This is a genomic window from Pseudoalteromonas sp. APAL1 (assembly GCF_021532475.1).
Classification (GTDB): Bacteria; Pseudomonadota; Gammaproteobacteria; order Enterobacterales; family Alteromonadaceae; genus Pseudoalteromonas; species Pseudoalteromonas lipolytica_C.
The window spans coordinates 1-18156 of the sequence record NZ_JAKGAW010000017.1 but is presented as its reverse complement, the minus strand read 5'-3'; the positions used below and the strand labels follow the sequence as shown (position 1 = coordinate 18156).

Sequence of the window (18156 nt, the reverse complement as noted above, 5' to 3'; positions counted from 1 at the left end):
CTAATTGTAAATGATAGCCATTATCATATACGTATCGATTCCCTAAATCAATTGCTATAATGCATTGATTACAGATTTACACATTTTTATTTAAGTAATTGGAAAGCTTACTAAGAGTGTTCATAAATTGTTTAATTTCTTGGCTATCTAATTCACTCACTAAACTTGCTTGCCATTCGTTTGCTAACGGAACAATTTGTTTATGAAAACCTACTCCTGCCTCTGATAACGATAACAAGTTTGCGCGTTTATCAGTTGGGTTCGCTTTTGCTGCGATAAGGTTTCTTGTTAATAACGACTTTACTGCACGGGACACCGTTGATTTATCCATTTGTGCCATATCACACAACTGTTTAGCAGTGCATTCACCGTATTGAGCTAGGTTCGCGATTACTCGCCATTGTGGCACGGTTAAATCAAACTGCTTTTGATATAGCTCACTAAATTGCTCACTCATCTGCATTGCAATATTGGTTAATGAGTAAGGTAAGAACTGCTGTAAATCGAGCGTTGGATGTTTCTTTGTTGTCATTGCTTCACTACTGTCAAAAATTATTTACACAAGTAAATTCAGTGCAGTTTGAATTTAGTCTCACATGAGAGTATCTTACCTAAAACCTTTCAGGAGTCTAGTGATGAATAACGAATTACAATATATGACAGGCTTTGGTAATGAGTTCGAAACCGAAGCATTACCCGGTGCATTACCTATCGGTCAATTCAGCCCTCAAAAAGTAAAATACGATTTATATGCTGAACAGTTCAGCACAACAGCATTTACAGCGCCGCGTGCTGATAACCGCCGTACTTGGTTTTATCGTATTCGCCCGTCAGTAGTACAAGGTGATTATACACCTATAGACAATGGCCTTATTCGTACCGCTCCTATCACAGAAGTCCCAACGCCGCCGACAATGCTACGTTGGGATCCAATTGAAATTCCTGAGCAGCCAACAGATTTTATTGATGGTTTAATCACCATGGCAGCTAATGGCAGTGCTAATGCACAAACAGGTATAGGTATTCATATCTATGTAGCCAATAAATCAATGCAACACCGTTACTTTTATAATGCTGATGGTGAAATGCTGTTCGTACCACAACAAGGTGAACTATTACTAAGAACCGAGTGTGGAAAACTAACAGTCCGAGCTGGTGAAATTGCCGTAATTCCTCGCGGGATTAAATTTGCTGTTGATTTATTAACGGACACAGCCCGCGGCTATATTTGTGAAAACTATGGCCATGCCTATATTTTACCAGAGCGCGGCCCTGTAGGAGCTAATGGTTACGCCAATGACCGTGACTTCCACTACCCTGTTGCGGCTTATGAGGATGTAGAAGGTGACTTTGAACTAGTTGCAAAGTTTAATGGCAATATGTTCCGCTGCGATATTGGTCATTCTCCATTAGATGTCGTTGCATGGACAGGTAATAGTGCGCCATACAAGTATGACCTTGCTCGTTTCAATGTTATGAATACCGTGAGTTATGATCACCCGGATCCTTCAATCTTCACCGTACTAACGTCACCATCGGGTACAGAAGGTGTCGCAAATATCGACTTTGCTATCTTCCCTCCTCGTTGGATGGTGGCTGAAAACACATTCCGTCCACCTTATTACCACCGTAATATTATGAGTGAATTCATGGGGCTTATCGAAGGCGTATACGATGCAAAAGAGCATGGTTTTGTGCCTGGGGGTTCAAGTTTACATAATTGCATGTCGCCACATGGTCCAGAAGCAGATGTATTTGAAAAAGCATCAAATGCCGAACTTAAACCACAACGCTACGAAAACACCTTGGCATTTATGTTCGAATCGCGTTACGTTATTTCACCAACTAAATATGCTCTTGAAGGTAAAGAGCGTCAGCCTAACTATACTGACTGTTGGCGCACTATTAAAAAACATTTCACAGGTAAACAGGACGCATAATGAAACTTTATAGCTATTTTCGTTCATCAGCCGCTTACAGAGTTCGCATTGCTCTTAATTTAAAGAACATTGATCACGAGTTGGTCACTGTTAATTTATTAAAATCAGAGCAGCAAAGTGATCAGTACCTAGCAAAAAACCCACAAGGATTATTACCGGCACTTGAAACTGATCAAGGTGTGCTTGCACAATCGCTAGCTATTTTAGAGTGGCTTGAAGAAACGCACCCAGAAACACCGCTTTTAATAGGTGATGCATGGCAAAAAGCCCAGATCCGCAATTTATGTTATGCCGTAGCGTGCGATATCCACCCTATCGATAATTTGCGAGTATTAAAGTACTTAGCTAATGATCTTGGTGTTGATGAAGAAGCAAAAACGACCTGGTATAAGCATTGGGTAGAAGTTGGCTTTGAGAGTATCGAAAAGTTACTTGATGAAGCGAACACTTTTTGCGTTGGCGACAAACCAACACTTGCTGATGTCTGTTTAGTGCCGCAAGTATTTAATGCCTTACGCTTTAACGTTGATATGAGTAAGTACCCAAAAATCGCCACAGTTTATGAGCATTGTAATAAGCTAGATGCCTTTATTGATGCGGCTCCTCAGAACCAACCTGACGCAATCTAATTCGTTGTTATTAAAACTAAAGGCCCAATCATTTTGGGCCTTTTTATTATCTAATTTTTATCTCAGTGCGGAATTAATAACACTCACGTGATTGATCAAATCTAGCCCTAAATCCGTTAAATAGCCGCCATCAGGGCTATCAGTAATGCCTTTGTCATAAAGACGTTTTGCAGCATTTTTTACTGTTTCTTCTGCATCAGAGTGGATTTTAATGCCTTGCATTTGTGAGTCGCGGGGAAACTTAGCAAGCAGGGTTAATTCGTCAATCATATTTTTATTAAATTGCATGTGTTCACCTTTTTATTATCACGTCATTGTGCTTTTATAGAATACAGTCATAAGCTTAGTGTAGATACAAAAAACTGCACAATGAGAGGTGTATTTTGTTTAGAAAGATTTTAATCTTAACTACCTTGTTTATTTTATTGTTTTCACAGTTCGTTTTAGCAAAGGATAAAGCATTAGTTGTGCTAGATGGCCAAGAAGCACTTAACAACCACAAAGTGTGTTGGTATGAAAATAAGCGTTACACCGAAGGCGCTTATATTGCTGTTGGCGATATAACGTTAATTTGTGCAGCCAAACAGCCAAATTTTTCAAACAGCGACTTAGCGTGGTTAAGACTGGATAAAAACGGCGATATTGTCTATCCAAAACGAGACAAGAGTATAAACGTCAATTAGCTTAAAGACGCTAGATACGTTACTATTACTCTGTTTAGAAATAACCAAAGATTAAGCATGGACAATCAACCAAATAACCCTTTGCACGGTATCAAGCTTGCCGACATCGTAACCCAACTTGAAGAAAAACTTGGCTGGGAAGGCCTAGCTGAACATGTTGATGTGCGCTGTTTTCAAAATGACCCAAGTGTTAAATCAAGCTTAAAATTTTTACGTAAAACACCTTGGGCCCGTGAAAAAGTTGAACAACTATACATTGATACTTTCTCCTATCAAAAGGCCGATGATGACGCACCTTTTGAATGGAAAAGTATTAAAAAATAACTGTTAGGTTTCGGCCATTATCACCGAAAGTGACTTCGGTGATACCTCTACCACCAGCTTTTCTGCTGTTTTAACCTCACCATCAATTACATAACTAATGTCTTTTTCTGCACTTACAGAAACTCGTTTAGCATTTGTATGATGGCTATTAATGGCAAAGCTTGTTTGCGTTATGCTTGAAAATACTAATTCAGCAATACTTAACGTACTGGCTTTCGCCTCTGAGTTAGGCGTTAACCAATTAACATCAAGTAAACCATCATTATGATCTGGCTGACCTGCTGATTGAGCCAACAATGTAGTAAACGGCGCTGCATTTGCAATGATTAAACTATTGGTATTTATAGACTGAGGTTCATTGTCGTCTAATGTAACTGTATAATCTTGCGCTTCATGTTCGCTTAGTGCCTGCCAAAATCCTTGTAAATAAGCTAGTTGGCCGGACTCATTTTTAGCATCTCGATGCGCCTTTTCAATCATTTTCTGCTCAAACCCAATTCCTGCTAATAACAGCATTCGCTCGCCATTACACAAAGCGGTATCGATCCGACTTGCCTGTCCCTCAATAATAAGTTCACAAGCTTGTTCGACTGGGATTAACTTAGATTGGATCCCCATTAATACATGAGCTAATGCATTAGCAGTGCCTAAAGGGATAATGCCTAACTTACAGTCGGTATTGACTAACACACTGGCTACTTCTGTCACTGTACCGTCACCACCACATGCGATAACAACATCGGGATTTGTTTCTATAGCCTCTTTAGCTAATTGAATGCCGTCCACTTCTTCTGTTGTAGTGTGTACAGTTAAATCATAGTATTCACTTAACCTTGCGGTTATCTGCTTTTTCTTTTCTTGCCACAGCTTTGTACCAGAGACTGGATTAGCAATTAATACAGCTTTGTTTTTAATTAGTAAATCGCCTCGACGATGACGTTTTATTAAGTGACGAAGTTGGCGCTTGTTTAAATTAGCAGTTTCTCGAGTTTCTTTGATTTGCTCCAAAACAGTATGAACATCTGCATCTTTATCTTGGCTTAGTAAGTATGCAGCCATAACAAACACTGAACGTCCGCGACCTAATGCGCAATGCACAACAACACGTCTATCAGCCTTTACTTGATGGTGGATCCAGTTAATTGCTTGATGTAATTGCGCACGAGTTGGCACACTGTGGTCTAAAACGGGGATATTCAAATAGCGAATATTTTCTTGGGTCGATGACCATTCAAGGCCATCAAACTCACAGGTAACATCTAAGATTGCTGTAATCCCTAACTCTTTCATGGTGTCAATATCTGATGGAAAGAGCCTGCAAGCTAAAAACAGATGTTCATTTATTTGTTGTAAAGGAGGCACTTTATCATGCTTACGAGACCAAGCATTGTATATTTGAGCCCCTAGTAAAAAGGGAATAAACGCCCAACGAATGTAAATTGGTATTACACCGTTTTCACGCTTTCTGAAAATTCGCGCAATATTAAAAAAATAAGCGCCACTGACTAGTAGTAGCGACAATGCAGCCCAATAAAAAAATAGCGCAAAATAAACGAGCTCAACCCGAATAGCCACGATTATAAAAATAATTGCCAGCGCAAGATAGCTAATTGCTGCCCACATAGTCACTCCTTGTTATTTTAATCATATACATTAATGCAAGTTTCTTTCCACACAACAGATAAGCCCTAAACAGGCACTTTAGATGAAAAAATAAGCTCTTAACTTTATTTCCTATCAATAAGTTTAGGACATTTTTTCATTATGCTATGAATAACTTACACATTTTTGTACTTAACTTGATTTTCTGAGCTTGAGAAAACAGATTTCTATTTAAAGTGCTATATGTTGAACTTGCAAACACAACTAGTTGGTCAAAAATGATTAAATATTAACGCGGATTGGTATCAATGTGATGAAAGTGAATGCGTAATAAAAAACTTCACCGAATCACTTTACTGAACAGAAGTAAGGGAATAAATTACCTTGCAGAGCTTAATCTATTCCCTTATCAAATGGTAATAGAAGCGTTTTCATCGCTGGACGAAGTGCTTTTAAAAGCTCACTAATGTTTAAAGAAGGATTAAGCATTTTACGTAGTAGTAAGCCCCCCATCACAGAAAACATCACTTCAATACGGGCATTCACTTCTTCAAGTGCGGTACCTTGTAACGGCCCTCTTTCACCCACTAATAATTCGCGCATAGAATCACGGGCGTGGCTATCTGACTCACGCAGTAAGTTAGCGACTTTTTCATTACGTGCAGCTTCTGCGAGCATTTCTAAATCAAGCGCACCTTGATTTAAATCGGTATGGCGCTCAACACCTCTATCGAGTCCATCTAGCAACACGGTGACACGATCGCCCGGCTTATCTGCAAACTCTTTAAAGATTGAGAACATTTCTTCCATATCACGTTCAACAATCGATTCTATAATCGCTTCTTTACTAGCGAAATAATTATAGATATGGCCTGCGCTCATGCCTGCTGTTTTAGAAATTTCAGCCATTCCCGCGCCATGATAGCCCTTACGTCGAAAACAATCCGCTGCAGCACAAAGCACTTGATTACGTCTTGCCTCAGCAAGCGCAGGGTCATTGTGTCTTTTCGTTTTTTGCGTCATGGTTTCTCCAAGCTCTTTTGAAATGGTTAACTTTTACTTAAACAAGGTTTACAGGATCTTAATATCACAGGAGAGTCAAAACAACTAAGATCCTGCAAAACCTTAAATAAATTATGCTTTTGCTGTTTTAATGCACATTTTTTTGCGCATTCCAGCCACCACCAAGTGCTTTATACAAATTAATTTGGCTAGCAAGATACGCTTGTTTACCCAAAATTAACTGTTGCCCAGCACTGTACCAATTTCGTTGCGCATCCAACACTTGCAAGTAACTGTCTGCTCCTTTTTGAAAACGCGCATCTGATAAAGTAAAAGATAACTCATTACTTTGGTACAAATCGTTGAGTGCATCTAGCTGATGCATATAACCTTCTCGATCAGCAAGGGCATCAGATACTTCTTTAAATGCTTGTTGTATGGTTTGCTCATAGCTAGTAAGCGCCATTTCTTGTTGTGCCTTTGCAACATCAAGATTGGCTTGATTACGACCCATATTAAAGATAGGTAAGTTAATCGATGGTACAAAACTCCATGTACCTGAGCCCGAATCAAAAAGATTACTCAAATCAGCAGAGGCCGTTCCAGCATTGGCGGTTAAACTTATACTCGGATAGAATGCCGCTTTTGCCACACCAATATTTGCATTAGCTGCCAGTAAATCATGCTCAGCGGCCTTAATGTCTGGTCGTTGCGTCAGTAACTCTGACGGCAACCCCACAGGCACATCCGGTAAGTTCAGTACATCATCTATATTTTGATTTGGTAGTAAATCAGCAGTGACGGTTTTACCCACTAGAAAATCGAGAGCATTTTTATCACGCTTTAGTAAGCGCTGATAGTTTGCAATATCGACCTTAGCGGTTGCTACTGTACTTTCCAGTTGCGATAGCGTTAACTGAGACGCAGCACCAAGAGCAAATGTTTTACGGGTTAGTTCTAAAGACTCCTGCTGAGACTTTAACGTCTCGTTTGCAAGCGCCAATAGCTCTTTATCCGTCGCATAGTTAAGCCACGCATTCACTAATTCCGAAATCAAGCTAATGCGCACACTGGTTAAACTGTATTCAGCGGCATAGAGGTTTTGTAAAGCTTGCTCTGATTGGTTGCGCACTTTGCCCCAAAGATCAATTTCATAAGCAGTTAAGCCAACAGTCGCTGAATAGTTTTCAGAAATAGTCGCTTGACCAGTACCAGATAAATCTGCCGGAACACGCTGACGGGTTCCCGATGCATTTAAATCAATGCTTGGGTAAAGCGCAGAATCTTCAATCTGATACATCGCTCTTACCTGCTGCACATTAAGTGCAGCAGTTTTAATGTCTTTGTTGTTTTCAAGTGTTAGCGCAATCAGCTGTTGCAGCTGAGTATTAGTGAAAAATGACTGCCAATTAAGTTCATTGATATCACCTGCAGTACCTTGAACATCATAGTTTTGAGCAACGGGTAATTCACGTTGCTCCATATCTGGCGCCATATTACAGGCAGATAACATAAGTGCAGCAACAGACACTGAGATAAGTTTAGCTTTCATTATGCCAGCTCCTCTTTGGTTGACTTTGTTTTGCCAGGGAATACACGGCGCACCAATACAAAGAACAATGGCACAAACAACACAACGATGGTCGATGACGCAAGAGTACCGCCAATAACAGCAATACCTAGTGCGTTTTGTGCACCCGAACCCGCACTTGATGCAATTGCAAGTGGTAGTACACCACACACAAATGCCATTGATGTCATAAAGATTGGACGTAAACGAAGGCGAATAGCAGCAACAGCAGCATCGACAAGTTTCATACCCTCGTCCATTTTATGAATCGCAAACTCTACAATTAAGATGGCATTTTTTGATGCCAGACCAATAGTGGTTAATAGACCCACTTGTAGATAAATATCGTTTGATAAATTAAATACAAATGAGGCAATCGATGCACCAAATACCCCAAGCGGTACAATTAGCATAACCGCCGCAGGCACTGACCAGCTCTCGTATAACGCCGCTAAACAAAGGAATACAACTAACAATGAAAGTGCATAAAGTAATGGTGCTTGACCACCGCTTAAACGCTCTTCATATGAAATACCTGTCCATTCGAACGCCACACCTGGCGGTAACTTCTTAACCATTTTCTCAACTTCGGCCATCGCTTGACCTGTACTATAACCCGGTGCAGCAGCACCTTGGATTTCCATCGCTGAAAAGCCGTTATAACGCTCAAGACGTGGTGAGCCATAAGTCCAATAAGATTGAGCAAACGCAGTGAATGGAACCATATCGCCATTGGCATTGCGCACGTACCACTTGTCTAAATCTTCTGGCACCATGCGTGATTCAGGCGTACCTTGTAAATACACTTTTTTAACACGACCACGGTCAATAAAGTCATTTACATAGCGACTACCCCAAGCCGTTGATAACGTATTATTGATATCTGCTTGAGTCAGACCTAATGCTTCAGCTTTGGCTAAGTCAATATCAAGCTCCAGCTCTGGTTTATCTTCTTGACCATTTGGGCGCACACCCGATAACACAGGGTTTTGTGCCGCCATACCTAAAAACATGTTTCGAGCTTCAAGTAGTTTGTCATGCCCTAAACCAACACGGTCTTGTAGGTATAAAGTGAAACCATTTGCAGTACCAAGCTCAACAACCGCAGGCGGTGGGAAAGCAAACACAAATGCTTCTTTAATGGTTGAGAAGTATCCCATGGCTTTACCAGCAACAGCGCCTACTGATAAATCAGGGCGTTGACGTTCATCCCAGTGTTTCAAGCCAACAAAGCCGATTGCTGCGTTTTGCCCAGAACCTGCAAAGCTGAAACCTGTTACCGTAAAGATAGATTTAACCGCTTCTGATTGATCTTCTAAGAAGTGGTGTTCCATCTTTTCAACAACTTTTAAGGTTTGTTCTGTTGTTGCTCCAGCAGGTAGGCTTACTTGGTTAAACAAAATCCCTTGGTCTTCATCTGGTAAGAATGCCGATGGTAATTGTGAGAAAATAAACACCATGCCACCCACGATTAAACCGTAAATAAGTAAATAGCGTTTACTGTGTTTGATCATACGAGACACAAAACCTTGTGTACCCGAGTTTGTTTTATCAAAACCACGGTTAAAACCAAGGAAGAAACGACCAAATAAAGACTTATCATTATGAACATGACTTGGTTTTAGCATTGTTGCACAAAGGGCCGGTGTTAGAATTAACGCAACCAGCACTGATAAACTCATTGCCGTTACCAAGGTGATTGAGAACTGACGATAAATAACACCTGTAGAGCCCGGGAAGAACGCCATAGGCACAAATACAGCCGAAAGCACCATGGCAATACCCACAAGCGCGCCTTTGATTTCATCCATTGATTTACGTGTCGCTTCAAGAGGAGACAAGTTCTCTTCTGTCATAACACGTTCAACGTTTTCAACAACAACGATCGCATCATCAACCAGTAGACCAATGGCAAGGACCATAGCAAACATGGTGAGAGTATTAATTGAGAAGCCAAACACTTGTAAGATGGCAAACGTACCTAGCAATACAACAGGTACTGCAATAGTCGGAATAAGTGTTGCTCTGAAGTTCTGTAAGAATAAGTACATGACCAAGAACACCAGCACAACAGCTTCGATTAAAGTGCTTACTACTTTCTCAATCGAAAGTGATACGAATGGCGTCGTATCGTAAGGAACAACCGTTGTTAAACCTTCAGGGAAGAAAGGCTCAAGCTCAGCAAGGGCGGCTTTTACGCCATCTGCTGTATCAAGTGCATTAGCACCACTGGCAAGCTTAACACCTAAACCTGATGCCGGTTTGCCGTTAAAACGCGCAACAACACCATAGTTTTCACCACCTAATTCAACATCGGCAACGTCACTTAAACGAACAACAGAGCCATCAGCATTGGTTTTTACAAAGATATTTCTAAATTGCTCAGGTGTTTGTAAGCGGCTTTGCGCAGTCACTGTTGCATTCAGTTGTTGGCCACTCACTGCTGGCAAGGCACCAAGTTGACCTGCCGACACCTGTGCATTTTGGGCACTGATTGCAGCGCTAATATCAGCAGGAGTTAATGAGTACTTAAGTAATTTAGCTGGATCTAACCAAATACGCATTGCATATTGAGAGCCAAAAAGTTGTACTTCACCCACCCCGTTAACACGAGAAATAATATCAAGTACGTTAGATGAAACATAGTCACCGATATCGATGTTGTTCATGCTACCGTCTTCAGATACAAAGCCTACAACCATTAAGAAGTTACGAGCCGATTTTGCAACCGAGACACCTTGACGTTGTACTTCTTCTGGTAATAAAGGTGTTGCAAGCGACAATTTGTTTTGCACTTGAACCTGTGCGATATCAGGGTCGGTATCTGCACTAAAGGTTAACGTTAAAGTCGCAGAGCCGTTCGATTCAGAGGTTGACGACATGTAGAGCAAGCCATCGAGCCCTTTCATTTTTTGTTCAATAACCTGTGTAACCGTATCTTCTAAAGTACGGGCCGACGCACCAGGGTATGAGGCTTGAATACTAATTGCAGGCGGTGCAATTGATGGATACTGCGCAACCGGCAAACTTCTAATTGCTAAAATACCTGCCAGCATAACAACGATAGCAAGTACCCATGCAAATATGGGCCGATCAATAAAAAATCGTGACATTAAGTTTCTCCGTTACTGGCTGTTAGCTACTGATTCTGCTGGCATTGCGTTTACTGGGGCACCTGGGCGGATTTTCTGTAAACCTTCAACAATCAGCTTATCGCCATTATTTAGGCCATCTGTCACTAACCAGTTTGAGCCTACAGTACGGTCAGTTTTCAGCACACGTGCTTCAACGGTGTTATCTTTACTTACGACCATGGCAGTAGGTTCACCTTTGGTGTTTCTGCTCACACCACGTTGTGGTGCTAAAATCGCATCACTTTTCACACCTTCAACAATCACTGCGCGAACATACATACCCGGTAGAAGTAATTTTTCAGGATTAGGAAATTCAGCACGTAAAGTCACAGAGCCTGTACTTGGATCAACGGTTACTTCAGAAAATTGTAATGTGCCTTTGTGTTGATAAGTGCTGCCATCTTCCATTATTAATTCAACTTTTGAATGTAAAGCGGCATCTTTATCAAGCTCACCTGCGGCGATAGCTTTTTTCAAACGTGTTAGTTCACTGCTTGACTGTGTTAAATCAACATAGATTGGGTCAAGCTGAGTGATAGTAGCTAATGCTGTTGCTTGATTAGCGCTAACAAGGGCACCGGCAGTGACATCCGATTTACCAATTTGACCACTAATTGGTGCTAACACTTTGCTGTAGTTTAAATTAATTTCAGCGGTTTTAAGCTGTGCTTGAGCAGTCAATAAGTCGGCTTTTGCACTTTTGTATGCCGCATCCGCTTCATCATAATCTTGCTGACTGACAGCTTTGATATTCAATAGCTCTTTATAGCGTTCAGCTTTTGCTTTGGCATTAGCAATACTTGCTTGAGCTTTAGTAATAGCGGCTTTGCTGGTAGCGACCTCTGCTTCAAATGTAGATGGGTCAATTTGATATAAGGCTTGGCCCTTCTCCACTTCAGCACCTTCAACGAACATACGAGACTGAATAATACCGTTAACCTGTGGACGAATTTGCGCGATACGTGAAGCAGCCACACGACCTGGCAATTCTTTAGTTAGCGTAAGTGGTTTGCTTTGCATCTCAATAACACCAACAGGTACAGCTTGAGCTGCCTGCGATTGCCCTTGAGCCGATTCTGATTGGCCGCAGCCTGATAATAAAACAGCACCAGCCAAAGCTGACACTGCAAAAAATGGAATGCGAGAGCGCTGCATGTGTAGTTCCTTAATTTAGAATGAACGATCATTCTAAACTAAAAAAGGCACAGATCAACCACCTTTAAGTATCTTTACATTAAATATTTTGCTTGCTTTGCAGTGTGTTTTTTGTGCAACAAATAAGTTGCTAAATGAATAATTTAGCAGCTAGTTAAGAAAATCATTTTAAAACTATCAGTTAGAACTGCTTATTAGTCACCTAAGCACATACCCATTGCGCGGGCACTGCTTATTAATGAATGCTCTAAAGGGATAACACGATATTCAGAAGTTGCGGCTTTTAAACTGATTGGTTTAATTTCACCCTCTTTACTTACGGGGATAAAACCAAACTGGCCTTTCTTAACAAGTTCGAATGCTTGCACCCCAAACTCTGCTGCAAGCACCCTATCAAACGCATTGGGTGTGCCACCACGTTGAATATGCCCCAACACAGTGACTCTTACATCAAGGTCAAGTGCAATACGGATCTGTGAGGCTAGCTGCTCAGCAATTCCACCTAGCACTGGGTTTTCGTAGCCAAACTCACTTGATTGTTTACTTACAACACTTCCTGCAACAGGTTTAGCTCCCTCTGAAATAACGATATTTGCAAATCCATGGCCATTATCAAAACGTGATTTAAGTTTTGCTTTAATCGCTTCAATATCGTAGGGAATTTCAGGAATAAGTGCTACTTCAGCGCCTGCTGCAATTGCTGAATGTAAACAAATCCAACCCGCATCACGACCCATAACTTCCGTCACAATCACGCGATTATGACTTTGCGCAGTTGGTATTAATCGATCAATGGCTTCTGTTGCAGTGTCAACGGCAGTTTGAAAACCAATTGTGTAATCAGTGCCATATAAATCATTATCAATGGTTTTTGGCACGCCTACGATATTTAAGCCATGCTCAAATAAATGCTGAGAAATTCTGTGAGAACCATCGCCCCCGATATTAATGACTGCATCAAAACCCAATTGTTTAACAATACTTATTAACTCATCTGAACGGTCAATAAATACTTGCTCGCCTGCTATCTCTGCAGGAAATGCGGTAGGATTCCCTTTATTAACTGTTTCTAGAATTGTGCCGCCACGAACATGAATACCGGCCACTACTTCACTAGTTAAGTGAATAATATCATTTGGCTTTTCAAGAACACCACAGTAAGCTCTTCGGCTTCCATATACCTGCCAATTGCCATCATGTTCGGCTGCTTTAACCACAGCTCTGATCACCCCATTTAGCCCAGGGCAATCACCCCCACTTGTTAATAGCAGTAATTTTTTCATTCTATGACCAACTTCGTTCACTGATTAATTAGAGATTAGCTTATATGTTGAACTTTCGCGTATGACTTACATCAACTAAAGTTCGGTTTTTTATGATTAGAAAACAGCGCCACAAAAATTATTAATAATAGATACTTAGGCAAACTTGCAAGCAAAGTCGTATTATCAAAAATTGCAGAAAAGGTATTAAAAGCAAAATATAAATGCAGTGCTAAAAAAGGTATCAGTAATATAAAATATGAATACGCTTTGTCTTTTAGGTAGAGCCATTTACTTAATAATAAGAACACAAAAAGTAATGCTATTAGTGGGATACCTAACGTAACAATATCAATCACTGTTAAAGCAAATTTAGGTGACAAATCATAAAGAGGTGTAAGAATTTCGCTAGGGATCGCTAAAGCTGAGCCAACCCCAACTACTGGAATAGATAAATAAGCAAACAAACAGCCAAAAATAAATAAAAGTAGTAGATTATATTTCATTAACTCATTCCATGATTTGTTCGTTATTAGTGTTACGCTAACTAATAACGAACAAATAATCTACTACTTTTTCAGTAATTTATAGTGTTAAAAGGATTTAACACTAAAGGCTAGATTCTCTACAGCACAGCCCGTACTACTTTTATTAACACGGTAGTAATGCGTAACTTCAGTAGCATTTAAATCGAGTAGAAACTCATCATGCTGGGCTACAGCTTGTTGTTCTTGAGTTAAACACATAGCTTGCACAAGCGAGCGCAATTTAGCATCAGAGAAAATAGTGCCAAAACGCTGCATCGGTAATCGCGGAATTTTAATACTAGGCAGTGCATTATCAACAGTTCGCTTCGCAAGACTAAAACCATCCTTTGTTACATCAATAACCGTCCCTGCAGGCCAATAACTGATTGCTCCTTTGTTTTTAGCGTCTGATTGAACATGTACTACACCACTTTTACCAATCACCGTCATTAATGCGGTTTCACCTGCTCGAATTGATACAAGCGCCGTAGTTTCATCAATGCCAAAACCATGTTTTTGCCCTGAATCTGCCAGTAGTCTAGCCAAGCGCATGGTTCTGTTGCGCTCGCTAAAATGAGTATCTAGAACCCCGTAAGTAAAGCTACCTAAACCGCCTTGTTTTTCATAGGTTAATGAATCTGCTGAAAGGCTATTATCACATTTATTTTTACAGCGCTCACTCGGTGGTGAAACAGCAAATGCTCCAGCTCTTAATGCTGCTAAACTAGTCCCATTAGAAATCATAGGCACCGAACCATAGGCATTCTTACCACCACTTTGCACCGCTGTTCCTGCGCTAGTACCTACAAGTAATGGCCTTTGTAAAATTGCACGAGTCCAAGGGTATTGCTTGCCGTTATCATCAAAAAGCACCTGTCTGGTTAAGCTCTGATCACCACCGTTAAACATAATGCCCGTTGCGTTTTCAATCAGTTTAACTAAATGCTCTACCCCTTGATCACAAAGCGCTTTTTCGGCCTTAATTCGGTCAGGATAAATAGTCCCACGGTTAAAAACAGCCATTGTCTCAGTACGTAAAGCATCTAAACTCTCACATTGCTTACTGGTAATCGCTCTTGCTAAAGCGGGTGTTAAAGGTAACCACTTCGATTCGACACCATTAAAGCTTAATAATCCTTCATAAAAATCTGCTGATTCATAAGGGTCTCTGCTTGAAGCTGTAACCGCTAAAATGGTTGGTGATTCATCCGTTGTTTTTAACGAAGCAGACACAAAGTCTAAAATATCACTTGCTGCACTTTCATTGTTATCCGGTACACTAACTTGCTCTTTTTGTCTTGTAGAATCGGCTGTTAATACAGGAACTTCGAGAGTATCTAGCACGAAGTTATACTCTTTATCTGTTAACGTGTTCAATAACGTATTATCTAAATCACGCCATGCCCATAAAATATCACTTTTAGTGTTCACCTCAGGCTGTTGACGTGCAATCTGTGCTAATACCTTAAGCGTTTGCTGGCGATTTTTTTCATTATTTGTTGGCCAGTTTGTCTTTATTGCAGATAAAGCATCATTATTTAATCGAAATTGATTAGTTTGTTTACCACTGATCTGTTTATTAGAAAGGCAATTTTTAGGGCTCATACTTGAGCAGGTTGTCAATGCCCCACCAATTAAAACTAACGTTTGCTGTTGCTCACTTGCATTAACTTTACTGCCAAATGACGCGAAAACAACACTAAATACCCCAAAAATAAACCCAATGTGGTATTTAGCACTTTGCTCCTTAAAGATGTTCATATTGTTACACTCTTGTAAAAAAATATTAGAAAATTACTTGCACAGCTTTTTGTTGCTTGCTATAAAAAAAAGGAACATTTAAAACGCGAGTAAGCTAGCACTGTATTACTAGCTTTGTCAAAAGACCTTACGGATTGGAATTATGTTGAAAAACGCATTATCGCTTTGTACATATTTCTACTCTCCACACTACCTTTCGGAGTGGTTTGACGAGTAGCCACACCTCACTTCCTGTGAGGGGCTAGTTGTGTCTATAACCCACTGCCCTGTCTAAAAAAATTATAAAAATTATTTAAAATGTCACGGTTTTGCCGTGGGTATTTAATACCAATTCGCTTAATTAAGCATTTTTGCGGATTGGTATAAGACAAAGGTAAATCAATATGTTTCGTCAGTTATCAATTGCTGTAGCAATCAGCGCTGTGCTGTGCCCAGTTCATGCTGTGTATGCTCAAAACGACCAACAATCAGAAAAAATTGAACGAGTAGAAGTAACAGGATCACGAATTAAAGGGGTTGATCTAGAAGGAACCATCCCGCTTACCGTGCTTGACCAAGATGCAATCAAGCGCTCAGGAGCGAACACCATTCATGAGTTATTAAAAGATTTATCTGTATTCAAAGGCGGATCAGGTACCTTTTCGACGTCTGAAAGCGGCGGTACATCAACCTCAACGCCAGCGGGCCAATCTGCTGCCAGCCTTCGTGGTATGGGGCCCTCAGCTACATTAACACTGATTAATGGCCGTCGTGTCGCGCCGAGCTCGTTCGCAGCAGGCACTGAAAACTTTGTTGATGTGAACTCAATTCCACTTGCCGCAATCGAGCGCATTGATATTCTCGCCACTGGTGCATCGGCAATATATGGGGCTGATGCTGTTGCTGGTGTTATTAACTATATTCTTAAAGATGACTTTCAAGGAGCTGAAGTAAACACTTCTTACACTAATAGTTTTGACAGTCATGACGAAGGTAAGAAACAACTTAACTTAGTTTACGGCACGAATATAGGTGAGAGTAACTTAACGGTATTTGCCGATATTTACGATCGCAATGCCTTTAAAGCGACCGACAGAAGCTATACCGCAACCCCAAATTTAGTGAATGGTTACTCATACTTACCCAAACTTGAGAACTCGCCGAACATTTATTACTACAGTAGTCGAGATGGCAATGAACTACCAGCGCCAAACTGTAAAACAGAGCTTGTCACGACTGAGTATGGTGAGCAAATTTGTGCTTACTATGCAAACCAAGATGATTACCTAGAAACCCCATTTGAAAGCCTTTCAACTGGCTTTATGTTTAACAGCACCTTAGGTGATTTAGATTGGCATACCGATTTCTTCTATAGCCAAACTAAATCAAAAGCCTATTCATCACCTGCATCAATCAATCAAATAAACGACGATGATGGTCCGTTTATCATAGAAGATGCGCTATTCATTTATGATAACGCTGATGGCAGTAACGACTTAATGGACCAGCTTTATATTGATCCATTTACCACTCAAGCGGGTCGAGAAGTGTATGGCTTTGCATTTGATGCGCGCTTTAATTCACCACGAACGGTTGAAGTCGAAACCAAAAACTTTCGCTTAGTCAGTAGCCTTGCCGGTTACATTGGTGATTGGAGTTGGGAGTCGGGAGTAACCTTCTCTCGCTCTAAGTCAGAGCAACAAGCAATTGATGGTATTTATAACCGCTATCAATTTCATGCAGCTATCACTGGTGAATTATGCTCTGACGGATCATTAGCTACATACGATGGAACACAGCTCAATTGTGCACAAGGTCAGTTAATGCCGTTCTACAACCCGTTTTTACAGGGGGATAGTAATAACGATGCAGTGCTTGATCTTGCAAAGGCAAACCCAAGTAGAAGCGGTGAAAGTACAGTATACGGTTGGGATTTAAACTTTAATGGCGATTTATTTACGTTTAATGAGTTACCCATTTATGCTGCATTTGGTATTGAAGCTCGACGAGAAGAATTAAAAGATATTCCATCGTTAGACTCACAAGCCCGTCCTGAAAATGGTTATTTGGTAGATGTATTTGGTTTCGGCTCTAGCTTGTCTGAGGCCGATCGTACTCAGTACGCTGCATTTTTAGAGTTGAATGTGCCACTCACTGAGCAGCTAGAACTGCAAGTCGCTGGTCGCTACGATCATTACGATGATTTTGGAGGAACGTTTAACCCTAAAGTTGGTTTAAGCTATCGTCCTTCAGATTCTCTTATCATTAGAAGTTCTTGGTCAACGTCGTTTAGGGCACCTTCATTAACTCAAGCAGGCGTAAAATTACGTACCACACAATCACGCTTCGATTGCGGTGCTAATCAGGCTGTTGCAGATTTATATTGTATGGGTGATGGCACCGAGGTCAGTGTTAACAGCCTAGAACTCGGTAATCAAGCACTCAAAGCCGAAGAGTCTGAAGCGCTCAGCATTGGCTTTGCATGGAGCCCATCTATAAATACTAACTTAACGGTTGATTATTGGCATTTTGATCACGAACAAGTTATCGATACCAATATGACTGCAGTGCTAGATAGAGCCTGTCTC

Annotated in this window: 15 protein-coding genes; 5 read left to right on the top strand and 10 right to left on the bottom strand. The window is 40.7% G+C overall.

What is annotated here, in order from left to right:
• Positions 1-76: 76 nt before the first annotated feature.
• Positions 77-532: a MarR family winged helix-turn-helix transcriptional regulator gene (locus L1264_RS10285; protein WP_199526890.1), complete on the bottom strand. Its 456-nt coding sequence runs from the start codon at positions 530-532 to the stop codon at positions 77-79.
• 103 nt (positions 533-635) lie between these two features.
• Between L1264_RS10285 and hmgA the strand changes: the two genes are divergently transcribed.
• Both hmgA and maiA read left to right on the top strand, forming a co-directional pair.
• The gene (hmgA, locus tag L1264_RS10280; protein ID WP_105180292.1) at positions 636-1940 is read left to right on the top strand and encodes a homogentisate 1,2-dioxygenase; all 1305 of its coding nucleotides are present in this window, start codon (positions 636-638) and stop codon (positions 1938-1940) included.
• Positions 1940-2569 (top strand): maleylacetoacetate isomerase, encoded by a 630-nt coding sequence (maiA, locus tag L1264_RS10275; protein ID WP_199526891.1) that lies wholly within the window; start codon positions 1940-1942, stop codon positions 2567-2569. Before hmgA ends, maiA begins: the two co-directional genes overlap by 1 nt.
• Before the next feature lie 57 nt (positions 2570-2626).
• Here maiA and L1264_RS10270 read toward each other — a convergent pair whose 3' ends face one another.
• On the bottom strand, positions 2627-2857 hold the full coding sequence (locus L1264_RS10270) for a TIGR02647 family protein (RefSeq protein WP_105180290.1): 231 nt from the start codon (positions 2855-2857) through the stop codon (positions 2627-2629).
• Positions 2858-2952: 95 nt separating this feature from the next.
• On the opposite strand from L1264_RS10270, the gene L1264_RS10265 reads away from it, so the two are divergent.
• Both L1264_RS10265 and L1264_RS10260 read left to right on the top strand, forming a co-directional pair.
• The gene (locus L1264_RS10265) at positions 2953-3252 is read left to right on the top strand and encodes a DUF1496 domain-containing protein (RefSeq protein WP_105180289.1); all 300 of its coding nucleotides are present in this window, start codon (positions 2953-2955) and stop codon (positions 3250-3252) included.
• 57 nt (positions 3253-3309) lie between these two features.
• Positions 3310-3576, top strand: coding sequence for a VF530 family DNA-binding protein (locus L1264_RS10260; protein ID WP_199526892.1), 267 nt, complete (start codon positions 3310-3312; stop codon positions 3574-3576).
• Positions 3577-3579: 3 nt separating this feature from the next.
• On the opposite strand, the gene L1264_RS10255 is transcribed toward L1264_RS10260, so the two are convergent.
• The 8 genes from L1264_RS10255 to L1264_RS10220 form a co-directional block, all read right to left on the bottom strand.
• Entirely contained in the window at positions 3580-5199 is a 1620-nt protein-coding gene (locus L1264_RS10255) for a diacylglycerol kinase family protein (protein ID WP_199526893.1), read from the bottom strand.
• A gap of 372 nt (positions 5200-5571) precedes the next feature.
• A complete protein-coding gene (locus L1264_RS10250) occupies positions 5572-6201 on the bottom strand; it encodes a TetR/AcrR family transcriptional regulator (protein WP_199526894.1) in 630 nt (209 codons plus the stop codon).
• A gap of 127 nt (positions 6202-6328) precedes the next feature.
• On the bottom strand, positions 6329-7732 hold the full coding sequence (locus tag L1264_RS10245; protein WP_199526895.1) for an efflux transporter outer membrane subunit: 1404 nt from the start codon (positions 7730-7732) through the stop codon (positions 6329-6331).
• A complete protein-coding gene (locus tag L1264_RS10240; protein ID WP_199526896.1) occupies positions 7732-10863 on the bottom strand; it encodes an efflux RND transporter permease subunit in 3132 nt (1043 codons plus the stop codon). The genes L1264_RS10245 and L1264_RS10240 overlap by 1 nt, the downstream gene beginning before the upstream one ends.
• A 12-nt stretch (positions 10864-10875) precedes the next feature.
• The gene (locus tag L1264_RS10235; RefSeq protein ID WP_135926564.1) at positions 10876-12039 is read right to left on the bottom strand and encodes an efflux RND transporter periplasmic adaptor subunit; all 1164 of its coding nucleotides are present in this window, start codon (positions 12037-12039) and stop codon (positions 10876-10878) included.
• 194 nt (positions 12040-12233) lie between these two features.
• Complete coding sequence (locus L1264_RS10230; RefSeq protein ID WP_135926563.1) at positions 12234-13322, bottom strand: 6-phosphofructokinase; 1089 nt, start codon at positions 13320-13322, stop codon at positions 12234-12236.
• A gap of 71 nt (positions 13323-13393) precedes the next feature.
• Positions 13394-13807, bottom strand: a complete 414-nt coding sequence (locus L1264_RS10225) for a hypothetical protein (protein ID WP_199526897.1) — start codon at positions 13805-13807, stop codon at positions 13394-13396.
• A gap of 87 nt (positions 13808-13894) precedes the next feature.
• Positions 13895-15589, bottom strand: coding sequence for a cyanophycinase (locus L1264_RS10220; protein WP_235403959.1), 1695 nt, complete (start codon positions 15587-15589; stop codon positions 13895-13897).
• 383 nt (positions 15590-15972) lie between these two features.
• Between L1264_RS10220 and L1264_RS10215 the strand changes: the two genes are divergently transcribed.
• The coding region (locus L1264_RS10215) for a TonB-dependent receptor plug domain-containing protein (RefSeq protein WP_235403957.1) at positions 15973-18156 on the top strand (2184 nt) is incomplete at its 3' end.